At 63.8% G+C, this 23,475-nt stretch carries 18 protein-coding genes; 10 read left to right on the forward strand and 8 right to left on the reverse strand.

Features of this window, described 5'->3' with window-relative positions; translation table 11 throughout:
- Positions 1 to 11: 11 nt before the first annotated feature.
- Both G7Y31_RS02805 and G7Y31_RS02810 read right to left on the reverse strand, forming a co-directional pair.
- The gene (locus G7Y31_RS02805; protein ID WP_165008442.1) at positions 12 to 1,469 is read right to left on the reverse strand and encodes a flavin-containing monooxygenase; all 1,458 of its coding nucleotides are present in this window, start codon (positions 1,467 to 1,469) and stop codon (positions 12 to 14) included.
- A 67-nt stretch (positions 1,470 to 1,536) separates the two neighbouring features.
- Positions 1,537 to 2,862 carry an aspartate aminotransferase family protein gene (locus tag G7Y31_RS02810; RefSeq protein ID WP_165008445.1) on the reverse strand — a complete coding sequence of 442 codons (1,326 nt, stop codon included), beginning with the start codon at positions 2,860 to 2,862 and terminating at the stop codon, positions 1,537 to 1,539.
- A gap of 111 nt (positions 2,863 to 2,973) precedes the next feature.
- Here G7Y31_RS02810 and G7Y31_RS02815 point away from each other — a divergent pair, with 111 nt between their 5' ends.
- The 4 genes from G7Y31_RS02815 to G7Y31_RS02830 all read left to right on the forward strand — a co-directional run bounded on the left by G7Y31_RS02815 (position 2,974) and on the right by G7Y31_RS02830 (position 7,129).
- The gene (locus tag G7Y31_RS02815; protein ID WP_244977427.1) at positions 2,974 to 4,560 is read left to right on the forward strand and encodes a PucR family transcriptional regulator; all 1,587 of its coding nucleotides are present in this window, start codon (positions 2,974 to 2,976) and stop codon (positions 4,558 to 4,560) included.
- A gap of 196 nt (positions 4,561 to 4,756) precedes the next feature.
- Positions 4,757 to 6,106 (forward strand): TRAP transporter large permease subunit, encoded by a 1,350-nt coding sequence (locus tag G7Y31_RS02820; protein ID WP_165008447.1) that lies wholly within the window; start codon positions 4,757 to 4,759, stop codon positions 6,104 to 6,106.
- 127 nt (positions 6,107 to 6,233) lie between these two features.
- Positions 6,234 to 6,461 carry a hypothetical protein gene (locus tag G7Y31_RS02825; protein ID WP_165008449.1) on the forward strand — a complete coding sequence of 76 codons (228 nt, stop codon included), beginning with the start codon at positions 6,234 to 6,236 and terminating at the stop codon, positions 6,459 to 6,461.
- A 128-nt stretch (positions 6,462 to 6,589) separates the two neighbouring features.
- Positions 6,590 to 7,129, forward strand: coding sequence for a hypothetical protein (locus G7Y31_RS02830; RefSeq protein ID WP_165008451.1), 540 nt, complete (start codon positions 6,590 to 6,592; stop codon positions 7,127 to 7,129).
- Positions 7,130 to 7,411: 282 nt separating this feature from the next.
- Here the strand turns inward: G7Y31_RS02830 and G7Y31_RS02835 are convergent, their stop codons facing one another.
- Positions 7,412 to 8,164: a GntR family transcriptional regulator gene (locus G7Y31_RS02835; RefSeq protein ID WP_165008453.1), complete on the reverse strand. Its 753-nt coding sequence runs from the start codon at positions 8,162 to 8,164 to the stop codon at positions 7,412 to 7,414.
- Between the two features lie 111 nt (positions 8,165 to 8,275).
- Here G7Y31_RS02835 and G7Y31_RS02840 point away from each other — a divergent pair, with 111 nt between their 5' ends.
- The 3 genes from G7Y31_RS02840 (at position 8,276) to metS (ending at position 13,246) form a co-directional block, all read left to right on the forward strand.
- Positions 8,276 to 11,170 carry an FAD-binding and (Fe-S)-binding domain-containing protein gene (locus G7Y31_RS02840; protein WP_165008455.1) on the forward strand — a complete coding sequence of 965 codons (2,895 nt, stop codon included), beginning with the start codon at positions 8,276 to 8,278 and terminating at the stop codon, positions 11,168 to 11,170.
- A 282-nt stretch (positions 11,171 to 11,452) separates the two neighbouring features.
- Positions 11,453 to 13,048, forward strand: coding sequence for a sodium-dependent transporter (locus tag G7Y31_RS02845; protein WP_165008457.1), 1,596 nt, complete (start codon positions 11,453 to 11,455; stop codon positions 13,046 to 13,048).
- A 30-nt stretch (positions 13,049 to 13,078) separates the two neighbouring features.
- A complete protein-coding gene (gene metS / locus G7Y31_RS02850; protein WP_165008459.1) occupies positions 13,079 to 13,246 on the forward strand; it encodes a methionine/alanine import NSS transporter subunit MetS in 168 nt (55 codons plus the stop codon).
- Positions 13,247 to 13,359: 113 nt separating this feature from the next.
- Here the strand turns inward: metS and G7Y31_RS02855 are convergent, their stop codons facing one another.
- Positions 13,360 to 14,385 (reverse strand): ribokinase, encoded by a 1,026-nt coding sequence (locus G7Y31_RS02855; RefSeq protein ID WP_165008461.1) that lies wholly within the window; start codon positions 14,383 to 14,385, stop codon positions 13,360 to 13,362.
- Complete coding sequence (locus tag G7Y31_RS02860; protein ID WP_165008462.1) at positions 14,386 to 14,979, reverse strand: TetR/AcrR family transcriptional regulator; 594 nt, start codon at positions 14,977 to 14,979, stop codon at positions 14,386 to 14,388. It abuts the gene before it with no gap.
- A 117-nt stretch (positions 14,980 to 15,096) separates the two neighbouring features.
- Here G7Y31_RS02860 and G7Y31_RS02865 point away from each other — a divergent pair, with 117 nt between their 5' ends.
- Both G7Y31_RS02865 and G7Y31_RS02870 read left to right on the forward strand, forming a co-directional pair.
- The gene (locus G7Y31_RS02865; RefSeq protein WP_165008464.1) at positions 15,097 to 16,272 is read left to right on the forward strand and encodes an acyl-CoA dehydrogenase family protein; all 1,176 of its coding nucleotides are present in this window, start codon (positions 15,097 to 15,099) and stop codon (positions 16,270 to 16,272) included.
- A 486-nt stretch (positions 16,273 to 16,758) separates the two neighbouring features.
- On the forward strand, positions 16,759 to 17,964 hold the full coding sequence (locus G7Y31_RS02870; RefSeq protein ID WP_244977428.1) for an HNH endonuclease signature motif containing protein: 1,206 nt from the start codon (positions 16,759 to 16,761) through the stop codon (positions 17,962 to 17,964).
- Between the two features lie 318 nt (positions 17,965 to 18,282).
- Here G7Y31_RS02870 and G7Y31_RS02875 read toward each other — a convergent pair whose 3' ends face one another.
- Both G7Y31_RS02875 and G7Y31_RS02880 read right to left on the reverse strand, forming a co-directional pair.
- Positions 18,283 to 20,496, reverse strand: coding sequence for a 3-hydroxyacyl-CoA dehydrogenase/enoyl-CoA hydratase family protein (locus tag G7Y31_RS02875; protein WP_165008466.1), 2,214 nt, complete (start codon positions 20,494 to 20,496; stop codon positions 18,283 to 18,285).
- Between the two features lies 1 nt (position 20,497).
- Positions 20,498 to 21,676 (reverse strand): acetyl-CoA C-acyltransferase, encoded by a 1,179-nt coding sequence (locus G7Y31_RS02880; RefSeq protein ID WP_165008468.1) that lies wholly within the window; start codon positions 21,674 to 21,676, stop codon positions 20,498 to 20,500.
- Between the two features lie 310 nt (positions 21,677 to 21,986).
- Between G7Y31_RS02880 and G7Y31_RS02885 the strand changes: the two genes are divergently transcribed.
- Positions 21,987 to 22,724, forward strand: coding sequence for a sulfite exporter TauE/SafE family protein (locus G7Y31_RS02885; RefSeq protein ID WP_413227984.1), 738 nt, complete (start codon positions 21,987 to 21,989; stop codon positions 22,722 to 22,724).
- Between the two features lie 51 nt (positions 22,725 to 22,775).
- Here the strand turns inward: G7Y31_RS02885 and G7Y31_RS02890 are convergent, their stop codons facing one another.
- The gene (locus G7Y31_RS02890; protein WP_165008472.1) at positions 22,776 to 23,453 is read right to left on the reverse strand and encodes a TIGR03089 family protein; all 678 of its coding nucleotides are present in this window, start codon (positions 23,451 to 23,453) and stop codon (positions 22,776 to 22,778) included.
- Positions 23,454 to 23,475: the final 22 nt, after the last annotated feature.

Consider the following 23,475-nt stretch of genomic DNA (forward strand, 5'->3'; position numbering starts at 1 on the left):
CCTCCTGGGGGTTAGGCGAGCTGGTAGTCCTCGAGCTGCAAGGAGTCCGTGAGCTCGTAGTACTCCGCCACATTGCCGGACCAGTTGTTAATCACGCGGCCATCCTCGTTCTTGTACCACGAAGAACAATCCGCGGAGAACGCCGAGGCCTCCAGCTCCTTCTGGATGCGCTCATTGAAGCTGGCCAGCACGTCCGACTTGACGTCCAGCGCGGCCTGTGGGTGCTCCCGCAGGTACGTCACAGCCTGGGAGATGTACTTATCCTGGGCCTCGAGCATGGCCACCACCGAGTGGTGGTTGAGGTTGGTGTTGGGCCCGTAGAGCATGAAGAAGTTGGGGAAGCCGTCCACGCTCATACCCAGGTAGGCCTCCGGGGAGTTGCCCCAGCGCTGCCGCAGGTCAGTGCCGCCGCGGCCAATCACCGGCAGGTCGCCCTGGAACTCCTGGGAGTAGAAGCCGGTGGCGTAGATGATGACGTCAAACTCGTGCTCTACACCGTCGATGGTGCGGATGCCGCGCGGGGTGATGTCCTCAATACCGGTGGTGACCAGCTCCACATTGTCGCGGTTGAAGGTGGGGTAGAACTCATCCGAGCGCAGAATACGCTTGCAGCCGAAGGCAAAGTTGGGGGTCAGCTGGCGCACCAGCTCCGGGTCGTTGACCTGGGAGCGCAGGTGCTCCATGGCTTGCTCCACGCCTTCTTGGGCGGCATCGGTGCCCTTGCGGGTGCGGTCGAAGCCCTCCTCGCGCACTTGGTGGATTTCCTGGCGAATCTTGCGGTAGGAGTCCGGGTTATCGTGGAATTCGCGCAGCTCTTCCTCGGTGAAGATGATCTGGTTGCGCGGCAGGATGTAGTTGGCAGAGCGCTGAAAGACCGCGAGTTTGTCCGCTACCTTGGCCACTTCTGGCACCAACTGCACTGCCGATGCCGCATTGCCGATGGTCGCAACCTTCTTACCCGTCAGGTCTACCGAATGGTCCCATTGCGCGGAGTGGAACTGTACCCCGGCAAAGTCCTCGCGGCCGGGGAAGTTGGGGAACTTGGGCTTGGACAGCTGGCCCCAAGCACCCACGAAGACGCGGCCCAGGTAGACCTCGCCGCCTGCTTCGATTTCCCAGACCTTGAGGTTCTCATTCCACTGGGAACGGGTGATACGGTGGCCGAACTTGATGTGCTCGTAGAGGCCGAACTCTTCTGCCAGGGCCTTGAGGTAGCCCAGCATTTCGTCCTGGCCGGCGAACATGCGGGAGACACCCAGGTTGAGGAAGTAGGAGTAGCAGTAGATGAGGGCCTGGGTATCGCAGGCAGCACCCGGGTAGGTGTTGTCGCGCCAGACGCCGCCCACCTCGTCGGCGGCTTCCAGGATGAGGAAGTTGTCCGCGCCGTCCTTGGTCAGCTGGGCGCCCATTCCGAGTCCGCCGTAGCCGGTGCCGAGGATGATGCAGTCGTAGATGTGCTTGTCAGACATGGTGTCTCCTTGTGTGAAAAGTTGGGTTGGTGGTAGTTCCGCGGGCGCGGCGGCACGCGGGCGGGCGCTAGGCGTTGCGGATGGCGGAAGCCAGGACGTCGAGGCCGTCGCGGAGGGTGGACTCGTTGATGACCAGCGGCGGCAGTAGACGGATGACGTTGCCATCCAGGCCGCAGGTCAGCACGAGGACGCCGGCGTCGCGGCAGGTCTTGGCCACTTTGGCGGTGAGGTCGGCGTTGGGGGCGCCGTTGGCGTCGATGAATTCGATCCCAATCATGGCCCCGCGCCCGCGCACTTCCGCCACGGAGCCCAGCTCCGTGAGTGGCTCCAGGACTTCGCGGATGATGGCCTCAATCTCGCGCGCCCGGCCTGCTAGGTCGTGTTCTTCCATCTCTTCCAGCGCAGCCAGGGCGGCGGCGCAGGCCACCGGGTTGCCGGCGTAGGTGCCGCCTAGGGAGCCGGGGGTGGGGGCGTCCATGATCTCTGCCCGGCCAGTGACTGCGGATAGCGGCATGCCGCCTCCTACGCCCTTGGCGGTGGTAATCAGGTCGGGGATAATGCCCTCGTCCTCCGAAGCGAACCACGCGCCGGTGCGGCAGATGCCGGCCTGGATTTCATCGACCACGAAGACCACCTGGTTATCCAGGCACCATTCCTGCAGTGCGGGCAGGAAGCCCTTGGCCGGCTCCACAAAGCCGCCCTCGCCTTGGATGGGCTCGATTACCACGGCGGCCAACTCGTCTACGCCCACGGTCTGCTCGATGTAGCGAAGGGTCTTTGCCGCCGCCTGCTTGCCGTCTAGGCCATCGCGCAGCGGGTAGGAGCCCGGCACGCGGTAGATGTCTGCCGCCAGGGTGCCAAAGCCGGCCTTATAGGGCTTGTTCTTGGCCGTCATGGTCATGGTCAGATTGGTCCGCCCGTGGAAGGCGCCATCAAAGACCACTACGCGGTTCTTTCCGGTGTAGCGCCGGGCGATCTTCACGGCGTTTTCAATGGCCTCCGCACCGGTGGAAAACAGGGCGGTCTTCTTCGCGTGCGTGCCGGGGGTGAGCTGGTTGAGTTTGCGGGAGATGTCAATAAATCCCTGGTAAGGGGCGTTGAGGAAGCAGGTGTGGGTGAGGTGGGAGGCGGCATCGGCAATGGCGGCAGACACCCGGGCGTTGGAGGCGCCCACGGAGGTCACGGCAATGCCGGAAGCAAAATCGATGAAGGAGTTGCCGTCGACATCGACCAAGACGCCGCCGTCGCCGTCGGTGATGTAGGCCGGCAGCCCCGGAACTAGCGCGCGGGCCAGCTCGGTTTCGCGGGCGGCGTCTAGCTCCTGGCTGCGGGGTCCGGGGATGGCAGTGACAACCTTGCGCTCCTGGGGAAGCCGGTGGGGGAGGTCCTGCATGCGGGGTCCTTTCTATCCGGGGTGGGGTGGCCACCCGACGGTTCAGTGAATGTGTTGCACGTCATTGTGGCTTGTATCGTGTACCGTTGGACACTGCCAAGTTGGCGAAAGATGAGCGACAAAATATCCAACGTGGATATTGCCGGGAGGTTGGCGGTGGACAGAAAAGCAGCAATGATTCGCGCATTTGCTAGCAGCGAGGTTCCGTACCTCTCGCTGCGCTGGCTGGCCGGCGTGGAGGCCCTGGGACTGGAGGTGCTGCATGACTCCGGCCGGGATTTTTGCGTGGTGCACCCCTGTGAGCTGGAGGATCCGCGCCGCTTTGTGGGCCGCGACGCCGTCATTTTGCTCACCGGAATTGCTTTTGAGTCCCGCCCCCAGGCGCTGGGGCCCTATGTGGAGCGCATGGCGGCGGCCGGGCTGACGGGGATCGGTTTCGGTGTGGGTCTGGCCTTCCCGGAAGTGCCCGCGGAGCTGGTGGCGGCGGCGCGTAAGCACGACGTCTCCCTGTTCGCCATCCCGCTGCAGGTGCCGTTTATCTCCGTGCTGGCTGCGGTCCATGAGGAGGTGGCGCGCCTGCGGGAGCAGGAGATGGCCGGGTTCATTAAGGCTCAAGGAGCGCTTAACGATGCCGCCTCAGCCGGCCTTTCCGCCCTGGTCACCCGTACTGCCCAGGTTTTAGACGCGCACGTGTGCCTGGTGGATTTGGATGGGCGGGCGGCGGCGCAGCATATGCGCGCCGGGCTGCCGCACCTGGACTTGGAGCCGGTAATTGATGAGCTGCGCGCGCACTCCTTTGCCGCGGCGAGACGCGTGGGGCAGTGGAGTATTATCGCCCACAAACTTGCTGAGCACGGCGAGCATTCCTTTGGTCTAGTGGTGGCGGGCACGCGGATTTTCACTGCCAACGAGCGCGCCCTGTTGCGCCAAGCTGCGGGCCTGGCGGAGCTGATAGTCAAACGTCCTCAGGAGCTACGCCGAACCCAGGGGGAGCTGAACTCGATGGCGATGGCTATCCAACTGGGCATCGGCCAAGCCGAGAATCCCATGACGCGCATCTTGGCCACGGCGGCGGACTCGCAGGGCAGGGTGCGGCCCATTTTGGTCAAGGCGGACTCGGCCCGGGCGCATAAGCGGTTTGTCGATGCCCTCGATGCCCGCCTCGCAGACAACGGCAGGCTGCTGTTTGCCTTGGGTTTGGAGGAGGGGAGCAGTTTGCTGCTGTTTCGGGGCAGCCGGACGATGAAGAACATTGCGGACTTGCTGCACGGTATTCGAGGTAACCAGCGCATAGTGGTGGGCATCCCTATGCCGTGGGGTGAGCTGAGTCTGGGCGTGGTGCACGAGCTGGAGGCTATTGCGTTTGGTCTACAGCCCGGGGCGATGGCCGGGCCGGAGTCGCGCACGCTGGGCTGGCTTAAAGACGCCCAGGTTCAAGACCTGCTGCGCCACCGCGCCCGGGAGACCTGGGGCAAGATTCGCCGCCGCGACGCCGAAGAGGGCACCCAGCTTGCCGAGACCCTGGAGGCCTACCTGCGCTGCGGCGGCCATGTCTCGCGTACCGCCGAGAATCTGTCCACCCACCGTCATACCGTGCGCAAGCGCATTGCGCTGCTCGAGGGTCTGCTGGAGTTGGACCTGAAAGACCCGCTGGTGGCAGCGGAGTTGTTGATCCTGGGCGTCAACGACCGCGCCTAGCGTCGCGGCCACGCCTGTAGCCGGCATCCGGCCCGGGCGGTGCCGCGTGGACGGGGCACCGATTGGTGGCCTTGGCGGCCGCGCGATGCTGGCAGCGGACACGGATGGCCCGCCTGCCTGCGCCTTTCCGGGCGCAGCATGTAACATGCTACGGTGACTGGCATCACTCGACAATCGCGCTTTAAGGAGGGGCACAGTGGGCATTGCTGCACTAGCCGTCTTTATTGCGGTAACGGTGGTTCTCAATACCGTGGCTAAGCGGGATATTTCAGAATCACTGGTTGCTGCACTCATTGCCACCGCGTTGCTGGGCGGAACGCAGGCACCCACCATGCTGTGGTCGGCGCTGGTAGACGCTGCGCAATCGGAGGTCACCTTCGCCGGTATGGCATTCGTGTTCATGGGTATTGTGGTGCAGTCCACGGGGCTTATTGACAGGCTCATTGAAATTCTCAACTCCATCTTTGGGCGCCTGCGCGGCGGTGCGGCGTACGTGTCCACTCTGGGCTCGGCCATGATTGGCCTCATCGCAGGTTCCACCGCCGGCAACTCCGCCACCGTGGGGTCGGTGACCATCCCGTGGATGAAGAAAGCCGGCTGGTCCTCTGAGCGCGCCGCCACCCTGGTGGCCGGCAACTCTGGCCTGGGGGTGGCCCTGCCGCCGAATTCCACCATGTTCATCATCTTGGCCATGCCGGCGGCGGCGGGGGCATCGGCCTCCAGTGTGTACGTGGCCCTGGCCTGCGGCGGTGCCTATGCCGTCCTCTATCGCCTGGTGGTGGTGTTTTGGTGGACTCGCAAAGACGGCATCCAAGCCACCCCGCGCGATGACCTCAAATCCTTTGCTCAGGCGATGAAGGAGGGCTGGCGCTCGCCATCCATCTTCATGGGCATTGTCATCCCGGTGCTGCTGACCATTGGCCCCGTGGCTACCTACCTGGCTAAGGAATCCGCCATCGGCGCAGACGGTGTGAAGGCCATTTCGATCATCGTGTGGGTGCCCATCCTGATCACACTGATTGCGTTGATTGAGGGTGCGCACCGTATCCGCCAAAACAACGCACACTTCCGCGCCCAGCTGAAGAAAGACGCCAACCAGTTCGCCACGGTGGGTATCTCCCTTTTCGCCGCCCTGGCTGCGGCGAAAATCATGGAGGACCTGGGAGTGGGCGAGCAGCTCTCCGGCTTACTGGACTCCTTGAGCCTGGGTAAGGCCGTGATGCTTCTGGCCGTTGGCATCCTGGCCGTCCTGGTGGCCACCCCGTTGTCCTCGACGGCTACCGCCGCAGCCATCGGTGCCCCGGCGGTTGCGGCCCTGACTGCAGTGGGTTTGGATCCCACCCTGGCCATCGTGGTCATCCTTCTGTGCACCTCCACCGAGGGCGCCTCCCCGCCAGTGGGCGCACCCATCTACCTCTCCGCCGCCATGGCTGAGGCGGACCCACCCAAGATGTTCGTCCCGCTCATCCTCTACTTTGTCCTGCCAATGATTGCCCTGGCCTGGATCCTGGGCATGGGCTGGCTACCGGTTTACATCCCGTCCTAGCCCGGCTCGGCGCTATCGCCGGTGCGAGCCCAGCCCCGGCACCACCGCAGGCGCGAACCCAACTCGAATTCAACGTCGACCCCGATATCGACCTCGACACCGGGACCAACTCTGAAAGCGATACCCCATGAAAGCACTCTTCACCTTCATCCAGGTCCTCTTCTTCATCTTCTTGGCGCTCTTCCTTATTGGTGGCGTGGCCATCGTGGCTACCCAGGCCCTTGGTGTCATCACTCTCAACGGTGCGATAGTCACCGGCGTCAAGGCCTGGCTTGCGCCCGCCACTTTCACTTGCGCCACCCTCTGTGCGGTGTGCGCTTTCATCCTCAATTACGCTCCGCGTTCACTGCGATAGGTTGGAGTCAACAGGGGAAGTCTTCAGTTTGAGTAATGAAATCTATGCAGGTTACAGTTCTTGAGTCGCTGTAACTTGTGGCACCCGTTCAGTTCCTGAGGGTGGAAGAAACCCGGAAGCGACGGAACATGTATAAACCCTCAAAGGGTGTAGTAGCAGTAGTTATTGCTGCTCCTATCACCTCTATTCAGACGTCAGCCACGGCCACTACACGTCAGTCGCACGCTCAGGCGGATACTGCCTCGGTAGAACTGCCGCGCCCTGAAACTCCGGCCTACTTGGGCGGAGAGCTGCGCGGGACCACTACTCAAACTCTTTCAGTTGAAGGGTATGGGGAATTCGTTGTCACGATGGATAATGACACAGGAGTGGTGAGTGCTACCTACCCGGATGGATCGATTCGGGAGATGACAGCCGAGGAGAATGCTGAGGCTCTTCTGTCGGTTCTTGAAGGGGCAAGTCCGGAGCAAATAGCAGCTTTCGAATTATCCATGGAAAACCGGGTATCTAAGGAGCAGGTATGCCCCTATTTGGTCGGACTCGTGGGTACAGGGCATGCCTTTGCCTGGGGCAGGGTGTTGTCCCTCGCGTTGGTAAACCCGGGAATTGCTTTTCTTGCTGCGCTCGGTGAAGGGGCGTTTTGGGTGTGGGTGTCTACCCACTGCTAAGGAGTGAACAATGAGCTCATGGATAATTGGAATCCTGGTTGTCGCAAGCATGGCTACTGGCTACGGAGTTGGCTTGGCGAAGAGGATGGAGGCCCATCCAGAACTACAGGGAAAGGGGTTGAGAATCTTGTTCCGGAAGGACAAGTAGTGCTTTGTCTCTAAGGTGGGGCAACAGTGACGCGTTTTCTCCGCGGTGGGCCCTCTCCGCCTAGACGGCGATGTCGTGTTTGCGCTGAAAATGCGTCACGCTCCGGTTTGCGTCGGGGAGATCCCGCGGGAGCCCTATAGGTGTGCGGTGTGCCGCTCCCAGATTTCATCGACGCGCCGGTCCAGCTCGGGGGCGTCCCATTCGGGGTGGGCTTTGCGCAGGTTCTGGGCTAAAAGCAAACGCCCGGTGGCACTGACATGAGCGCGCATGGCGGCGGCGGCCGCGGGGGCATCGTGGGTGGCGATGGCATCAACAATTGGCAGGTGCTCGGAGTACACCTGCTCCAGAGAGCGGTATTTGCGCACAGTGGAATCAGTCAGCAGACGAGTATGGGTGCGCAAGGTGGCCAAAATGGCGCGGCTGCGGTGGGAGTGGCCGAGGCTTGCAAGGGCATCGTGAAGCTGTTGGTCCCAGTCGAAGAAGGTAGCCTCATCCTGGCGCTCAATGGCGGCGGCCATGTGTGCCAGGAGTTCGCGGAGCTTGCCGATGTCCCCCGGCCCCGCGTGGGTTGCAGCGCGCGCGGCCGCGGCAGGCTCCAGGGAGAGGCGGATGCTGAAGATGTCGGCGACATCGGAAGGGTTGGGCTCGACTACGCGAAAGCCCCGGTTGCGGACGAACTCAATGATGCCGGCTTCTTCCAGGCGCAGCAGGCCATCGCGCACCGGCGAGCGGGAAATGCCCAGCTCCTCAGAAAGTTGGTAGACGCTATACCAGGTATCGGGGCGCATATCCCCGGAGTGGATGCGGTCCCGGACGTGGTTCATCACCTGGGTGGCCATGGTGAGCTCACGCGGAGCAATGTCGGGCACAACGCGGCGGGAAGTCATTCTTTCAACCTTAGCGGTAGACCGCAGCCGCGCACTGGTTGTGCATTGGTCAAAGCCACCGACGAGTGGAGTAACATGTTACCCAAAGTTGTCATTGCGAGTGGAGCCTGTATGACCAACACAATTAAATTTAACCGCCTGGATTCCCGCGTCTACCAGCGCATGACCCAGGCGGGCCTGCGCACGGACATGGCCTCCCGGGCGGCCTACTCTTCTGATGCCTCCATCTTCCGCCGCATCCCCGCTGCCGTCACCGAACCCCGCACGGTAGATGACATTCGCGCGGCCCTGGCGGTGGCCCGGGAGCGCGGGTGGGCGGTGGTGGGCCGCGGCGGCGGCACCTCGGTGGCGGGAAATGCCATTGGCCACGGGTTGATTATTGATACTTCCCGCTACTTCAATCGGATTCTTGACATTGACGTCGAGGCCCGCACCGCCACGGTGGAGCCCGGGGTGGTCTGCGACGCGTTGCGCGACGCCGTGGCGCCTCACGGACTGACCTACGGCCCTGACCCGTCGACGCACTCGCGCTGCACCATTGGCGGAATGGTGGCCAACAACGCCTGCGGTTCACACTCCGTGGCCTATGGCACCGCAGCGGAGAACCTGGTAGATGTCACGATCATGCTTGCCGATGGCCGCGAAGTCACCTTCAGCCGCGGCGGCGCCTCCGACCCGCAGCTCGACCAGGCATTACGAGACTTGGTGGCAGATAACGCGGAGCTGATCGAATCCGAACTCGGGCGCTTCCCGCGCCAGGTCTCCGGATATGGGCTGCACTACCTGCTGCAGCGCCACGGGTTTGATACCGCGAAGGCGGTGGCGGGATCCGAGGGCACCATCGGCATTATCACCCGCCTGACCGTCAAGCTAGTGCCGGTGCCCAAGGTCAAGGCCTTGGCGGTGCTGGCCTTTGACACCGTCTTCGATGCAGCCGCAGCCGCAGCCCGCCTGCGCCTGCCGGGGGTTGCCACCATCGAGGGCATGGGCGGGGACCTGCTAGGCGCCCTGCGCTCCAAGGTGGGCCAGGAAAATGCGGGCGCGAACCTTCCGGGCAACCGTAAGGGCCTGGCCGCGGGCGGTTGGCTTTACTGCGAGACTGGAGGTGAAACCGCCGCAGAGGCCATTGCTGCCGCCCAGCAGGTGGCGCGCAGCGTGGAGACCATTGATTACGTGGTGGTCGATGGCTCGGCCGATATGCGCGAGCTGTGGCGCATCCGCGAGTCCGCCGCCGGGGTGGTTACCCGCCTGCCGGATGGGGGAGAGGCCTGGCCCAATTGGGAGGACTCCGCCGTGCCGCCGGAAAACCTGGCTGACTACCTGCGCGGGCTTTACGCGCTGATGGATGACTACGGCCTGCGCGGGATTCCCTTCGGCCACTTCGGCGAGGGCTGCGTGCACGTGCGCATCTCCTTTGACTTTGGCACCCCGGAGGGCATAGCGCAGTTCGAGTCTTTCATGGACCATGCCGCGCAGCTGGTTAGCGCCCACGGCGGTTCACTATCCGGTGAACACGGCGATGGACGCGCCCGCTCTGCCTTGCTTAACCGCATGTATTCCCCAGCCATGTTGGGTTTGTTCCAGCAGTTCAAAGAGCTATTCGACCCGGATTATTTCTTCAATCCAGGTGTGCTGGTGCTTGCCGATGCCCCCACCCAAGGCCTGCGCATGGCCCCCGGCCAACGCACCTTTGAGCTCACCCCCGTGCACTCCTTTAGCCACGATAAGGGCTCGATGGTCAATGCCATTAACCGGTGTGTCGGCGTTTCTGCCTGCCGCTCCGAGGCCGGATCCATGTGCCCGTCTTTCCAGATCACCGGCGATGAAGTCCATTCCACCCGCGGGCGCGCCCGGCTACTTAGCGAAATGTTCCGTGGAGAGTCCATCCCGGAAGGCTTTGAATCAAAAGAGGTCGCTAGCGCCCTGGATTTGTGCCTGTCCTGTAAAGCTTGTGCCTCTGAGTGCCCAGTGAACGTGGACATGGCCACCTATAAGTCAGAGTTCTTGCACAAGCACTACCGCGGCAAGCTGCGCCCAGGGGCACACTATGTGATGGGTTGGCTGCCACTGCTGGGCTACATTGCGCATAAGATCCCGCTGCTTCCCACGGTGATTGATAAGGCCATGTCCGCACCGGGGCTGTCCACGCTGATTGCCAAAGCCGGCGGGTTGGATACCGGGCGGCCGCTGATCCGTTTTGCGCACACCTCTCTGCGCAAGTGGCACGCGCGGCGGGCAAACGTTGCGGGGGAGGGGGCATCGGCAAGCACGGAAGCTGGCACGGTGGTGTTGTGGCCGGACTCCTTTAATTCCTCGCTGGGCACCTCGCCTGCCACTGCGGCGGTAGAGGTGCTCGAGGCCCTGGGCTACCGGGTGGAAATCCCACAGGAGTTTGTCTGCTGCGGACTGACCTGGCACTCCACCGGGCAGCTGGACATGACGCAGAAGGTGCTTGAGCGCACCGCGAAGGTGATGGCGCCCTACCTGGACCGCGGGCTGCCCGTCATTGGCGTGGAGCCTTCATGCACCGTGATGCTGCGCTCCGAGGCCACTGAACTTTCCGCCAATCCCGACCTGGAACGCCTGGCCCAGGCGACCGTGTCCTTCGCGGAATTTATCGCGCCGCGGATTGCGCAGCTGGTAGAGCGCGGGGAGATAGTGCCCGGGGATGTCTCTGCGCTGACCCAGGTGCACTGCCACGAAAAATCCCTGGGAGACCCGGCGCATTCGACGCAACTGCTGGCCGCGCTGGGCGTGGATGAGGAGCAGATTGCCACCGGGTGCTGCGGCCTGGCCGGCAACTGGGGCTTTGAAAAAGGCCACGCGGAGATGTCGCTGGCCTTAGGTGAGCGCGAACTCTTCCCCAAGGTGCGCGCCGCCGCTGCGGCGGACAAGGCGGTCATCGCCGACGGCTTTTCCTGCCGCACCCAGATCGAGCAAGGCACCGGCACGCGCGCGCAGCACGTGGCCGAAATAGTGCGTGACATTCTGCGCGCTGCGCGGTAGCCTACGCGGCGCGCGGACGAAGTTTTGCGCGCTGCGCGACAGCCTACGCGGCACGCGGACAAAATTTTGCGCGCTGCGTGACAGCCCGCGCGGCGCGCGGACAAAATTTTGCGCGCTGCGGGACAGCCCGCGCGGCGCGCTGCCCGACGGGGTTGCCGTAGGCAGAGGAGTGACGCAGAAAACTACCTATTGGGCGCTAGGTAGATTATGATGCTTGTCTAACACAGCGCCGGACCAGCCTCCGGCGCTGTCAGCTCTCTACTAACACAAAGGTGTACTCCTATGGCGACTACTAAAACGACCCGGTCAAACCGGGATACGTTCAATACGCGCTTTGTCTTTCTTATGGCGGCCATCGGCTCCGCCGTCGGCCTGGGCAACATTTGGCGCTTTCCGTATGTGGCATACGAAAACGGCGGCGGCGCCTTCCTGGTGCCCTACATCGTGGCGCTGCTGACCGCTGGTATCCCGCTGCTGTGGTTCGATTTGGCAGTTGGCCACCGCTTCCGCGGCTCCACCCCGCTGGCCTTTAGGCGCGTGTCCCCCTCCTTGGAATCCATTGGCTGGTTCAAGGCGGGCGTGAACTTCTTCATCGCCATCTACTACGCGGCAATTATCGCCTGGGCGGCCATCTACACGGTCAAGTCCATCAACCAGGCCTGGGGTGATAGCCCCGCCGACTACTTCATGGGCGACTTCCTGCAGGCAGACACCGACGCGACCTACTCCGCCAACTTCGTCTGGCCCATCCTGCTGGTCATGGTGGGCGTGTGGGTCATCGCGATTGTGACGCTGGCGACGGATATTAACAAGGGCATCGGCAAGCTGACCTCGCTGTTCCTGCCGGTGCTGACGGTGATGTTCATCATCCTGGTGGTGCGCGCGCTCTTCCTGGACGGCGCCGTGGACGGCCTCAACGCCCTGTTTACCCCGGACTGGTCCGTGCTGTCCAACCCCTCGGTATGGATCGCTGCTTACGGGCAAATCTTCTTCTCCCTGTCCATCGGCTTCGGCATCATGATCACCTACGCCTCCTACCTCAAGCCGCGCACCAACCTGACCAACACCGGTCTGGTCACCGCGTTTGCTAACTCCTCCTTTGAGGTGCTGGCCGGTATTGGCGTCTTTGCCACCCTGGGCTACATGGCCGCACAACAAGGCGTGGCTGTGGATGAGGTCGCCTCCGGCGGCATTGGCCTGGCATTCATCGCCTTCCCCACCATCATTAACCTCATGCCCTTGGGCGGGCTGTTCGGCGTGCTCTTCTTCGGCTCCTTGTTCCTGGCCGGCCTGACCTCTCTGATTTCCATTTTGGAAGTGGTCATCTCCGCCGTGGCCGACAAGTTTGATCTGCCGCGCAAGAAGGCCGCCATCATGGCCGGCTCCGTGATGGCCGTGGTGTCCTGCCTGCTGTTTTCCACCACTTCCGGCCTTGTCACCCTGGACATCATGGACAAGTTCACCAACAACATCGGCATTGTCTTCGGTGCCGTGTGCGCCGTGATTGCCGTTGGCTGGGTCACCGGCCGCCGCCGCGAAATGGCCCAGCACATCAACGCTGTCTCCGGCCTGCGCGTGGGCACCGTGTGGACTTTCCTGACCTTCGTGGCCACCCCGGCGCTGCTCATTTACTTCCTGGTCAGCGAGATCATCACCCTGATCGGTGAGCCCTATGAGGGCTACTCCCAAGCCCAAATCGGCCTCTACGGCTGGGCGGCGGTAGCCATCATCCTGGTCGCCTCCTTCGTCTTCGCCTCCCTGAAGTTCCGCGGCAACCAGCACCTGGACGGCCTAGCAACCTCCGACTACGGCGTCCCCGTACGCGGCCGCCCCGCCGGTGAGCCCAACCCCCTGGGTCAGGGCGCTACCCAGCGCTAAACCGTCCCCCACACCCTAAGGAGAAACACCATGTCCACCAGTGCACTCTTTCTACTGGTCCTGTTCATCGTGGTCGTCTGGGGCGGCCTTGGCCTCTCCGCCGTGCTACTTGCCCGCAGCGATGACAACACCACCGGCGAGCTAGGCAACGCCCCCGGTACCGATGACGAAACCCTGATGCACCGCGTGCACGCCTAAACGCCGCGTGCACCTGAGCAGCAGGCCCCGCTTCCTTGAGCTGAGGAGGCGGGGCCTTCGGCATGGCCGGGCCGGGGAGCGGGTAAGCCGTTAGGGGTCTTTAGTCTGGACAGCTAGTCCTCAAGCTCAGGCAATTCATCGCCTGCGCGCGGGTAGGACGGTTGCGCACCGGGAGATAGCGTAGCGTAGGCAGCGACGCGAGCCGCGTGGTGGGCTGCGGCCACCATGTCTGCACCATCGCGGTGACGATCGCGATGATGAACAGCCGGGCCAGCGAGGGGTGGGCCATCGCCGGGTTCCTGTTCGGCTTCAGCGAAGGGGTCAGTGAAGGGCTCAGCGAGGAGGCTGGCGACAAAGGCACCGGCAAAGGCATCGCCAGCGCCGGTAGTATCCACGGCAGCAACCCGCGTCGGGATGGGAGTAAGCCCGGCGGCATCGGCAAGCACAGCACCCTGGGCGCCCAAGGTAAGCAGCACAGAGGCACAACCGGCATCAAGTAGTGCCTGGGCAAGCTGTTGTGGCGTGGCCTCGGGGTCGGGCGGGTGACCCAATTGCTCCAGGATAAGGCCAGCCTCATGCTCATTGGCTAGCAGCGGATCCGCAGCCAGGAGCGCAGTGCGATCAACCGGAATCACCGGCGCCAGATTAACCACCACGCGTGCGCCTGCGGCGCGGGCAATCTCCACGGCGCGGCGAAAACCATCAGCCGGAATCTCGCCCTGAAGCAAAACAATATCGGCGGCCTCAATCGTGGCCGCCTGTGAGCTCACATACTCCGCATCCACCGCGGCATTCGCGCCGGGGACTACCACAATGGAGTTCTCGCCATCAGCAGCCACCGTAATGACAGCCAAACCAGTGGAAGTATCAGCGCGGCGGGCAACCGCCTGCAGGTCCACCCCGGTGGCTTTCAAGTGCTCCAAGGCCGCAGCGGCGTAGGCGTCATCACCAACCGCGCCCACAAACGTCACGTGCGCACCTTGCAGGGCCGCGGCCACCGCCTGATTGGCGCCCTTACCTCCAGCGAGCACCGCGCCACCACTGCCCAGCACAGTCTCGCCTGGCTGCGGGTGGCGAGCCACCGAAACCATGAGATCTGCGTTAATGGAACCCACTACGCACAACGAAGCAGAAGACATCTAGCTGGCCTCTGCGGGGGCATCGGCAAGCAATTGCTGCAGGGCAAAGCCGGCATACATGTTGCCGAGCTCCTCGGGGGAGTACTGGCCGTCGTCGGCGTACCACTTGGACACGCCGATGCCCATGTCAATGAGCGCCCAGCAGGAAATCTTGACGTCGTTGGCCTGGAATACGCCGGTGGCCATGCCGTCGTGGACAATCTTCATCCAGCGGGAGACGTAGTCGCGGCGCAGCTCGATAACCACGGAATGGTGGGGCTCCTCCAGGGAGCCAATCTCGGTGTTGATAACGCGCGCCGCCCGCGCATGGGTTGTGTGGAAAATCACATGCGAGCGCATGGCGGCGGCGAGCTTATCCACCGGATTGTCAATCCCGGCAATCGCGGTGGCGTTAAAGCGCAGCAGCTCCTCCATGGCATTAATCGCCACCTCCGCCAGTAACTCCTGCTTAGAGCGGAAATGGTTGTACAGGCTGGAGGCGCGCATGCCCACGGCCTTGGCGATGTCCTCCATGCTGGTGGCGTGGTAGCCGCGGGCGTCGAAGAGGATCAGGGCGGCGTTCGCGATCTGGTCGCGGCGCTTCTGGTTAGCCAATGGGGGTGCCTTTCTAAAGGATTTTTGCGTGTGGGGTGGTGAACGGCTTGACAGCGGATGAGAGTGCGGTCACAATGTCAAACTAATACCTATTCGTATTTTTACACGGAGGAACTCATGTCGCACAATCTTTTTGCCCCTACCACGGACTTTTTGGGTGTTTTTGATGGCATCTCTGCCGCCGATGCCGCCGCCTGGGCCCGCGCCGCCAAGTTCGGCGCCGAATGCGTCGGGGACATCAACGAGCACTGGCAAAACGCCCACTACCCCCTGGACATCGTGCGCGAGCTGGGCCAGCGCGACCTGATGACGGACGGCGTGGCCGTGCCCGGCCACGAGCAGCTCAGCCCCATCGGCGCGGGCCTGGTGCTCATGGAGGTCACGCGTGCCGATGCCTCCATGGGCACCGTCATTGCCGTCCAGGCCGGGCTGGCCCTGCGCAGCATCGCCATGCTGGGCAGCGAAGAACACAAGAAGACCTACCTGGAGCCGCTGGCATCCTGCGAGCTGCTGGGCGCGTTTGCGCTGACGGAGCCCGCGCATGGCTCTGACTCCATCGGCCTGGAAACCACCGCGGTGCGCGATGGCGACCACTTTGTGCTCAACGGGGAAAAGAAGTGGATCGGCAACGGCGCCACCGGCGGCATGACGCAGGTCTTCGCGCGCCTGGAAAACGGGGAGGTCTCCGGGTTCATCGTGCCGCAAGACACCCCGGGGTATTCCGCAGAAGTCATCACCGGCAAGCTGTCGTTGCGTTCCATTCACCAGACCCACATTAAGCTGCAGGACTGCCGCGTGCCGGTAGAAAACCAGCTGCCGGGTGCGCAAAGTTTCAAAGACGTAGCCCGCGTTCTTACCGCCACGCGCGTGGGGGTGGCGTGGATGGCGTTGGGTTCGGCGGTAGCGTGTTTTGAAAAGGCGCGCGACTACGTATTGGAGCGCGAGCAGTTTGGCCGCGAGCTGGCGCGCACGCAGATTATCCAGCAGCGCCTGTCCAACATGTCCCTGGAGCTGGCGCAGATGATGCTCATCTGCCGCGAAGTCTCCCAGCGTGAGGCCGATGGCACCATGGCGCCCGAGCAAGCCTCCATGGCCAAGCTGCACAACACGCGCGCTGCCCGCCGCATTGCCTCCGATTGCCGCGACATGCTTGGCGGCGTGGGTATTTTGCTGGAAAACGACATCGCGCGCCACTTCGCGGATGTCGAGGCCATGCACACCTACGAAGGCACCGATACCGTCCAGTCCTTGATCATCGGCAAGAAACTCACCGGTTTTAGCGCTTACAAGTAGCTTTCCGATGCCTCCTCCCGCCCGCCCCAGCCCCCGGCGGGCTTCCCGCACGCACTGGTCACTGTCTCGCTGTGGCCCGTGCGTGCTCTTCTGTGTCGCCCAACAGTCCGCTGACGCTTCTCCCGCACCCCCGCAGCATTCTGCCGTGTGATGCCGTCGCCCCCCAATCGGGCGCTCCCTTTTTCGGTCTGTGAGCCGCAGTCCACTCCTGGCCGCACAAGCTATTTTGCGGACTCTTCCCGAGTGCGCGCCGCAGTCCGACCTGCGCCACGCTCCGCTCTTGCTTCTCATGACTCGACACGCAGCCCTTTCCCGCGTGCGCGCGACATAATACTCTGACATCTCACGCGGCGGCAACCGCATGTGCAGTCGGCCTGTGGATAACTCCCCATTTCTGCCACGGGTGGGGACAAGTTATCCACAGATTTCGGGTTTTCCCAAAATTCCCCTTGCGCAGGGTTGCGCTATCGCCTTAGCGTCAAAGCCATGAAAGAGATCAACATCGCCGCCCTGCTAGGCAGCGTCATCGACGCACTGCCACAGCTAGAGCATGCCACCACCACAGACCTGGTGGGCTTAGGCGTTGCACCAGATACCGCAGAGTTCCTGGCGCGCCTCTACCGGCTGTACTGCGGGCCCGGCCAGCCTTCCCGGCGGCAAAGGAGTGCTGTTAAAGGGGCACAGCGCCACGGACACGGGCTTATCGCCATGCAAGAAATAGAACGCGAAGTCACCAAGACTAAGACCACCCAACAATGGAGGATGCGCCAACACCTATGCGCCACACCCGCAGGCCAATTCACGACTGTGGCGCGTAAACTACGCCGGGAATGGAACCCAAAAGATGACACCCCAGTAGAAAAAGTCTCTATACGCCGCTACGCCAACGGCACAGCCACCATGTCCATTACCGCACGCGATGTGGACCTGACCGATGTCTACGATGCCATCGACCAATCCGCCCCGGCAGAAAGCTTCCTTAACCTAGTACGCGGTGAAGGTGGAGCCGGGCGGTTGAACTACATCCCCATGATCACCCTGCAGCTAGACACCTTCGCCAAACTGCTCGCCGTTAACGACTGCAACCACACCGGTACCGGTGATCAAGCTGCCGGTGCCAGCGCAGCCAACCCCGCCGGTGCAGACCCTGCAGGCGCCAACCCCACGGGCAACACCCGCACCAGTGCCAGCGCAAGCAGCGCCAACGAAGGCAATGCCAACACTAGCGGTGCTAACGCAGGCGGTGTGGGGTCTGCGGGCGACATTATTGTTCGGGCGAACAACGGGGCACGGATGACCGGTAAAGAACTAGCTGAGCGCATCTTGCTCAAGCACGGGTTTGTAGCAATCCTAAGCCGGGTGCACGGTCCGGTGGATGTCTACCGTATGGAGCGCTTTGCTACCGACAAGCAGCGCCTCCTGCTTGCCGCGGAGAGCCCGGAGTGTGCGTGGTTGGACTGTCACGTGCCGTTTGATAAGTGCCAGATTCACCACATTACGTCGTGGGCTGACGGTGGGGAAACCAACATCAGGAATCTGACGGTGTTATGCCCGCATCATAATGGTGCCAATGAAGACCACCCTCCGGGAGGAGTGCCCATCCACCGCGGCCGGATGGTAAGGGTTGGTGGGCAGGTGGCTTGGCAGTCACCTGGTGGTGGTGTCCCGGTGCCGACCAGCCCCACCAACTAACCCCGCGCCCGCAGCGCCGGCAGCGCGGCAAGCGCGACGCGGCAAGCAGCACAGCGCAGTGCTCAAGTCCGGCGCAGCGCAACGCGGCAGGCAGCGCCGCAAGCGCAGCGCAACACCCCAGCCCCACGGCAGCCGAAAACAGGCAGCCGGAGGGGCTAGACGTGCGGGCAGGGTGACCAGGCGGCACGAACGCAGCAGCGTAGCGACACAGCAGCGCAACACTGCGGGACGGCGGTGAGTGGGGAGGGGGCAGACAGAGAAGCGCCCCGGAACCAGGTGGGAACCGGGGCGGAGGAAGCGGCGCAGCGCTTGGAGGGGTTAGTTGCCCAGGGGGCGGCGGGTGGCGGCCATGTGCTCGGCGCGCTCGACGCAAGCGGGGATGAGCAGCGTGGGCACGTCCAGGTCCACCTCGCGCTCGCAGAGCTGGTCAAAGTCGAGCTGTGCGGGATCGTCATCGGCCGCGGTGTAGACGCGGGCTAGCTGGGCCACGATGGCGGCATCGGTGGCGGTGGCGCCATCGACTGGCCAGGCGGCGTCCAGTGCGGGACCGCTGTGCAAGGGAAGAACCGGATCGGCAGGGGCGGTGTATCCAGCACGAGCCAGCTCCGCCGCGACAGACAACGCTGTGCCTAGAACATGATCCGTGGAAAAGCAGATCTCATCTTCTGCGCGCAGCAGGTGGAGATCGCGGGCGTGGAAAGCATTGGCTGCGGGTGAGGCGCCAGCAATGACATCGAAGGCATCTTGGTGGCTTCCGCCTGCAGACAGTACTCGTTCCAGGTAGGACACTGTTCCGGTCCAGCCAGGGAAGAGGCCCACGTGGCGCTCGGGGAAGCCGAGTGCGGCATCGGCGTGCACTACGAGCCGATCGCAGCTGAGCGCAAGTTCGCAGCCGCCGCCCAATGCCGCGCCCCGCACGGCACCGACTACCGGAACTGGGGCGCGGCGCACAGCGCGCAGCGTCGCAGAACCATCGTGGATCAGCTGGTGGACAGCGTCTGCATCGCCGGAACGCGCCGCCGCAGCAATGGTGGGCAGGTGCGCCCCGGCACAAAAGGCGCGAGCTTCGTCGTTGCCTATCACCAGGGCTTCTAGCTTGCCGATGCCCCCGTCCCTCACCGCATCCAGTACCTGGCGCATGAAGGCCAACGCCGGGGTGGGCAGGGAATTTAGTGGAGTGTGCAAGTCGATAATGCCCACGCGTACCCCATCGACGTCGACTGCGTGCAGTGCGCCGGAGTCGGTCTCTAGCAGGGTTTCTGCGCCGGCGTCGAGCAGTCCCGCCAGCGTCACCGCCCCGGCGGGCCGGGCAATTTCTACGGGCTGGCCGCGGTGGTCTACCGCATAGCCGGGGCGGGGGTAGAAGCCGTCATCGGCAGCCTCCAACAAAGCGGGGGCTCCCTCAGCGGTGGAAGCGTAGGCGGAGAGCAACCAGGGGCGGCCCAGGGTATCGGCAAGCTCAAAAATGCCCTTCTTCCAGCCGAAGCCCAGGCGCAGACCGGCGTCGATAAGGCCCACATGGTCCGCGATCTCCTCGGTGACCTCGCAGCAATAGCGCAGGGTGGACAAAAACAGCTCCCGGGCAAAGCGGCCTTCGGGGGTGTCGGAGTCCATCAGCTCGCGGGCATCCTGCGGCACAGAGACGTTCTCTCGCGGGCGATACGAATAGTCCTGCGTCACGGTCTCGTCCCGGCCGCGGTAGAAACCGCCCTCACCGGTACGTCCGGTCAGGCCGCGCGAAACTAGCCCGGCGATGAACTCATCGCCACCCAGCGGGACCTCAAAAAGGCGGTCGCCTTCGGGCAGTGCCGCCTCCAAGCTGCCCCACACGTGCTCAACGAGCTGCAGTCCGATGTAATCCAGTAAGCCGAAGACACCGGTGCGGGGGATGCCGAAGGGGCGGGAGGCGGCGGCATCGGCAAGCTCAATGCTGACCTGGTGGCGGCGCGCGGCGGCCACCCCTGCGGCCATCCAGTAGCAGCCAACGCGGTTGGCAATAAAGCCGGGGGTGTCGCGGCAGGCCAGCGCCACCTTGCCCAGGGTTTGCTCCAGGCACTCGCGCAGGGCGCGCTCGGTGGGGGCGTGCGGGGCCACCAGTTCCACCAGGCGCATGACCTTGGGCGGGTTGAAGAAGTGCGTGATGGCAAAACGCTCCGGCGCGGCCACGCCCTCGCGCAGGCGCGCCAGCGGCAGGGTAGAGGTATTGGAGCTCAAAATGGCGTGTGGGGCCAAGTGCGGCGCAACCTTGGCATACAGGGTGTGCTTGGCATCGAGGTCCTCGAAGATGGCCTCGACCACCCAGTCGCGGTCCGCCAGGAGCTCCAGGTCGTCTTCCGTGGAGGCGGCGCGGATGTTAGCCACGTGGCTGGGGTGGTAGAAGCCCTTGCGCTTGACCTGCAAGTCTATGCCGCGTTGGGCGCCGGCGCGGGTGACATCGAAGAGGATGACATCTAAGCCTGCCGATGCCGCCAGCGCCGCAATGCCCGCCCCCATCGACCCTGCCCCGATGACGGCGACGTTGGTGATGGTCATGTTAGGCCTCCTTGGCGTGAGTGTTTTCCACAATCAGGGCAATGCCCTGGCCGCCGCCGATACACATGGTGACCAGGCCGTAGCGCAGGTTCTCCCGGCGCAGGGCGTAGAGCAGCTTGGTGGTCAAGATGATGCCGGTGGCGCCCACCGGGTGGCCGTGGGCGATGGCGCCGCCGTCGACGTTGGTGATGGCCGGGTCAAACCCCAGGGCGTCTTGGACGGCCAGGGCTTGGGCGGCGAAGGCCTCATTGGATTCGATGCGGTCGATGTCGTCCAGGCTGAGCCCGGCTGCGGCCAGTGCCTTGGGCACTGCTTCGATGGGGCCGATTCCCATGCGGGTGGGGTCCACGCCGGCGATACCCCAGCTGACCACGCGGCCCAGGGAGTCTAGGCCGCGCTCGGCGACTTGTGCGGCGGTGGTCAGCACGACTGCGGCGGCGCCGTCGTTGATGCCGGAAGAATTGCCGGCGGTGACGGTGCCGTCGCGCTGGAAGACGGGCTTAAGTTCGCTTAGGGCGGCGGCGTCGGTCTCGCGGACGTGCTCGTCGTGGGCGAAGGTGCCACGCTTGGTTTCTACCGGCACGATTTCTTCCACGTGGACGCCCGCTGCGGCGGCTGCGGCTGCGCGCTGCTGGGAGGTGGCGGAGAACTCGTCTTGGCGCTGGCGGTCAATGCCGTGGTCGGCGGCAACGTTTTCGGCGGTAATGCCCATGTGGCCGGTGCCGAAGGGGCACGCCAGGGTGCCTGTGAGCCAGTCGTAGAGCTTGCCTTCGCCCATGCGCTTGCCAAAGCGGGCGCCTTCGACGGAGTAGGGGGCCTGGGACATGGACTCGACGCCGGTGGCCAGGGCGATGGTGGCATCGCCGGCTTGGAGCTGCTGGGTGGCGGAGACAATGGCCTGGATGCCGGAGCCGCAGAGGCGGTTGACGTTAAACGCAATGGAGGAGTGCTTCATGCCCACGCCCATGGCCACTTTGCGGGAGATGTAGAGGTCGCTGGGGTGCACGGGGATGACGTTGGCGGCGACGGAGGAGTCGATGTCTTCGGCGGGGATACCGGAGCGCTCGATGGCTGCTGCGGCGGCGGTGGTGCCCAGCTCCTCCAGGCTCAGGTGCGACAGCGAGCCGCCGAACTTACCGATGGGCAAACGAGCCGCAGAGACAATGTGAATATCGGTCATGGTGGAACCTTTCCTGAATACGAATGGCGATTAGTTAATCAGGTAGCCTACGTCACAGATCTGCATTTGGCGAATCACCATTCGTAGTTCCTGCTCCCGCAACCTTTCGAAGTCTCTACCGTCGGCCGCGCAGACCGCTTAGCCCCCGTCCCGCTTTGCTTTCCGATGCCCCTGCGGCCAGCCGCGCAGACCGCTTAGCGCCCGCCCCGCTTCGCTTTGCCGATGCCCTGCGGCCCGCCGCGCAGACCGCTTAGCCCCCGCGCCCAGCCGCGCAGGCGTGCCGTGGTGGGTGCCTTGTTAGGCTATGCGGGTGCTCACCTATATCCTCATCGGCTTATTGATTCTCTGCGGCGCAACGGTGCAAGGGACCATCGGGTTTGGCCTAGGTACCATCGCCACCCCGATTATCGCCCTGGTTAAGCCCGAGCTATTGCCCACGGTCATTTTGTGCCTGGCGTTTATTATCGCCACCACCACCTTGACGTCCACGCTGGCACGCACCGGCCGGGCCGGAGTGGACTGGCCGGTGGTGGGCATTTCCACCGTGGCGCGCATCCCGGGATCGCTTGCCGCCGCCTGGGCGCTGGCGCACCTTTCCGAGCCGGGGCTACAGGTGGTTATCGCATGCGCGGTGCTCATAGCCATGTCGCTTTCTGGCCTGGGCTGGTCCCCACGCCGCACCCCCGCCAACACCGTGATTGCTGGGGTGGCCTCCGGGTTTCTGGGCACTGCGACGTCGATTGGCGGCCCGCCGATGGCGCTCATCCTCAAACGTCTGCCGCCTGCCACCATCCGCGGGACGATGTCCGCGACGTTCGTAGTCGGCTGCGTGGTTTCCTTGAGCATTTTGGTCAGCAGCGGCCACGTGACTGCGCTGCAGCTCACCGCTGCGGCAGCTTATTTGCCGCTGGTGGTTGTGGGGTTGCTCATTGCCAGACGCCTCAACCCTTACGTCAATACGATTATCCTCAACCGGATTGTTACCACTGTCGCGCTCAGCGCTGCCGCACTGCTCCTGGGCCAGGCACTCTTTGAGCTTTCCGCCTAGTTCTGTCGGCAGCCTCTGCCCCCGCGCCCGGCAACCTGCCGTGCGGGGCGGTCAGGCGCGGGCGGTGACTTTCTCGTTGGCCGCGATGTCATCCAGGCGTTCGCTGCTGGCCAGCCCGCTGACCACTACCGCCGAGCCCCCACCAGCCAGGGGTGCAAGCACCGCCGCTGCAAAGGAAGCGTTGTCGCTCCAACCTGTGGATAACAGCCGATCGCTCGTGGGCGGCACACCCGGCCACTGCTCCAGCACCTGCGTCAGTTGGGGAGTCTGGCCCGCATAGTGGTCCCCATAGAAGCGCACGGTGGGCCCAAAGTCCACCACCCCTGCCTCAAGCTCGCCGCCGGTTTCTACTACGCCGCGGCCAAAAGGATCATCAGTCACGGCCACCAAGTCTGCCGGGTAGTCGCGCACGGCTGGAATATCCGCCGCCGCGACAAACAGTGCTTGCGCGCCCGTAGGGAGGGAATCCACCCCGCACAGCTGCCATTCGATGCCTGTGGCAATCGCGCCCAAAGCAACCATCGCGCCCGGCCACCCCGGCTCCAGTGCAATCGCAATGCGGTCCCCGGCGGTTAAGTCCAGTTCCTCTTCGAAGAAATTGGCAATCTTCGCCACCCAGTTCTCCATGGTTTGCGCAGAAAAATCCATCCGCGCGCCCGAGCCCTCGGAATACACCGTCAGACGCGGGCAGGCGGAGTCAGCAGCAAGCAAGTGGCGAAGCATATCCATGCCCGCCCATCATAGCGACGTT

Origin of the sequence: Corynebacterium lizhenjunii (assembly GCF_011038655.2) — a bacterium.
GTDB classification, from domain to species: Bacteria; Actinomycetota; Actinomycetes; order Mycobacteriales; family Mycobacteriaceae; genus Corynebacterium; species Corynebacterium lizhenjunii.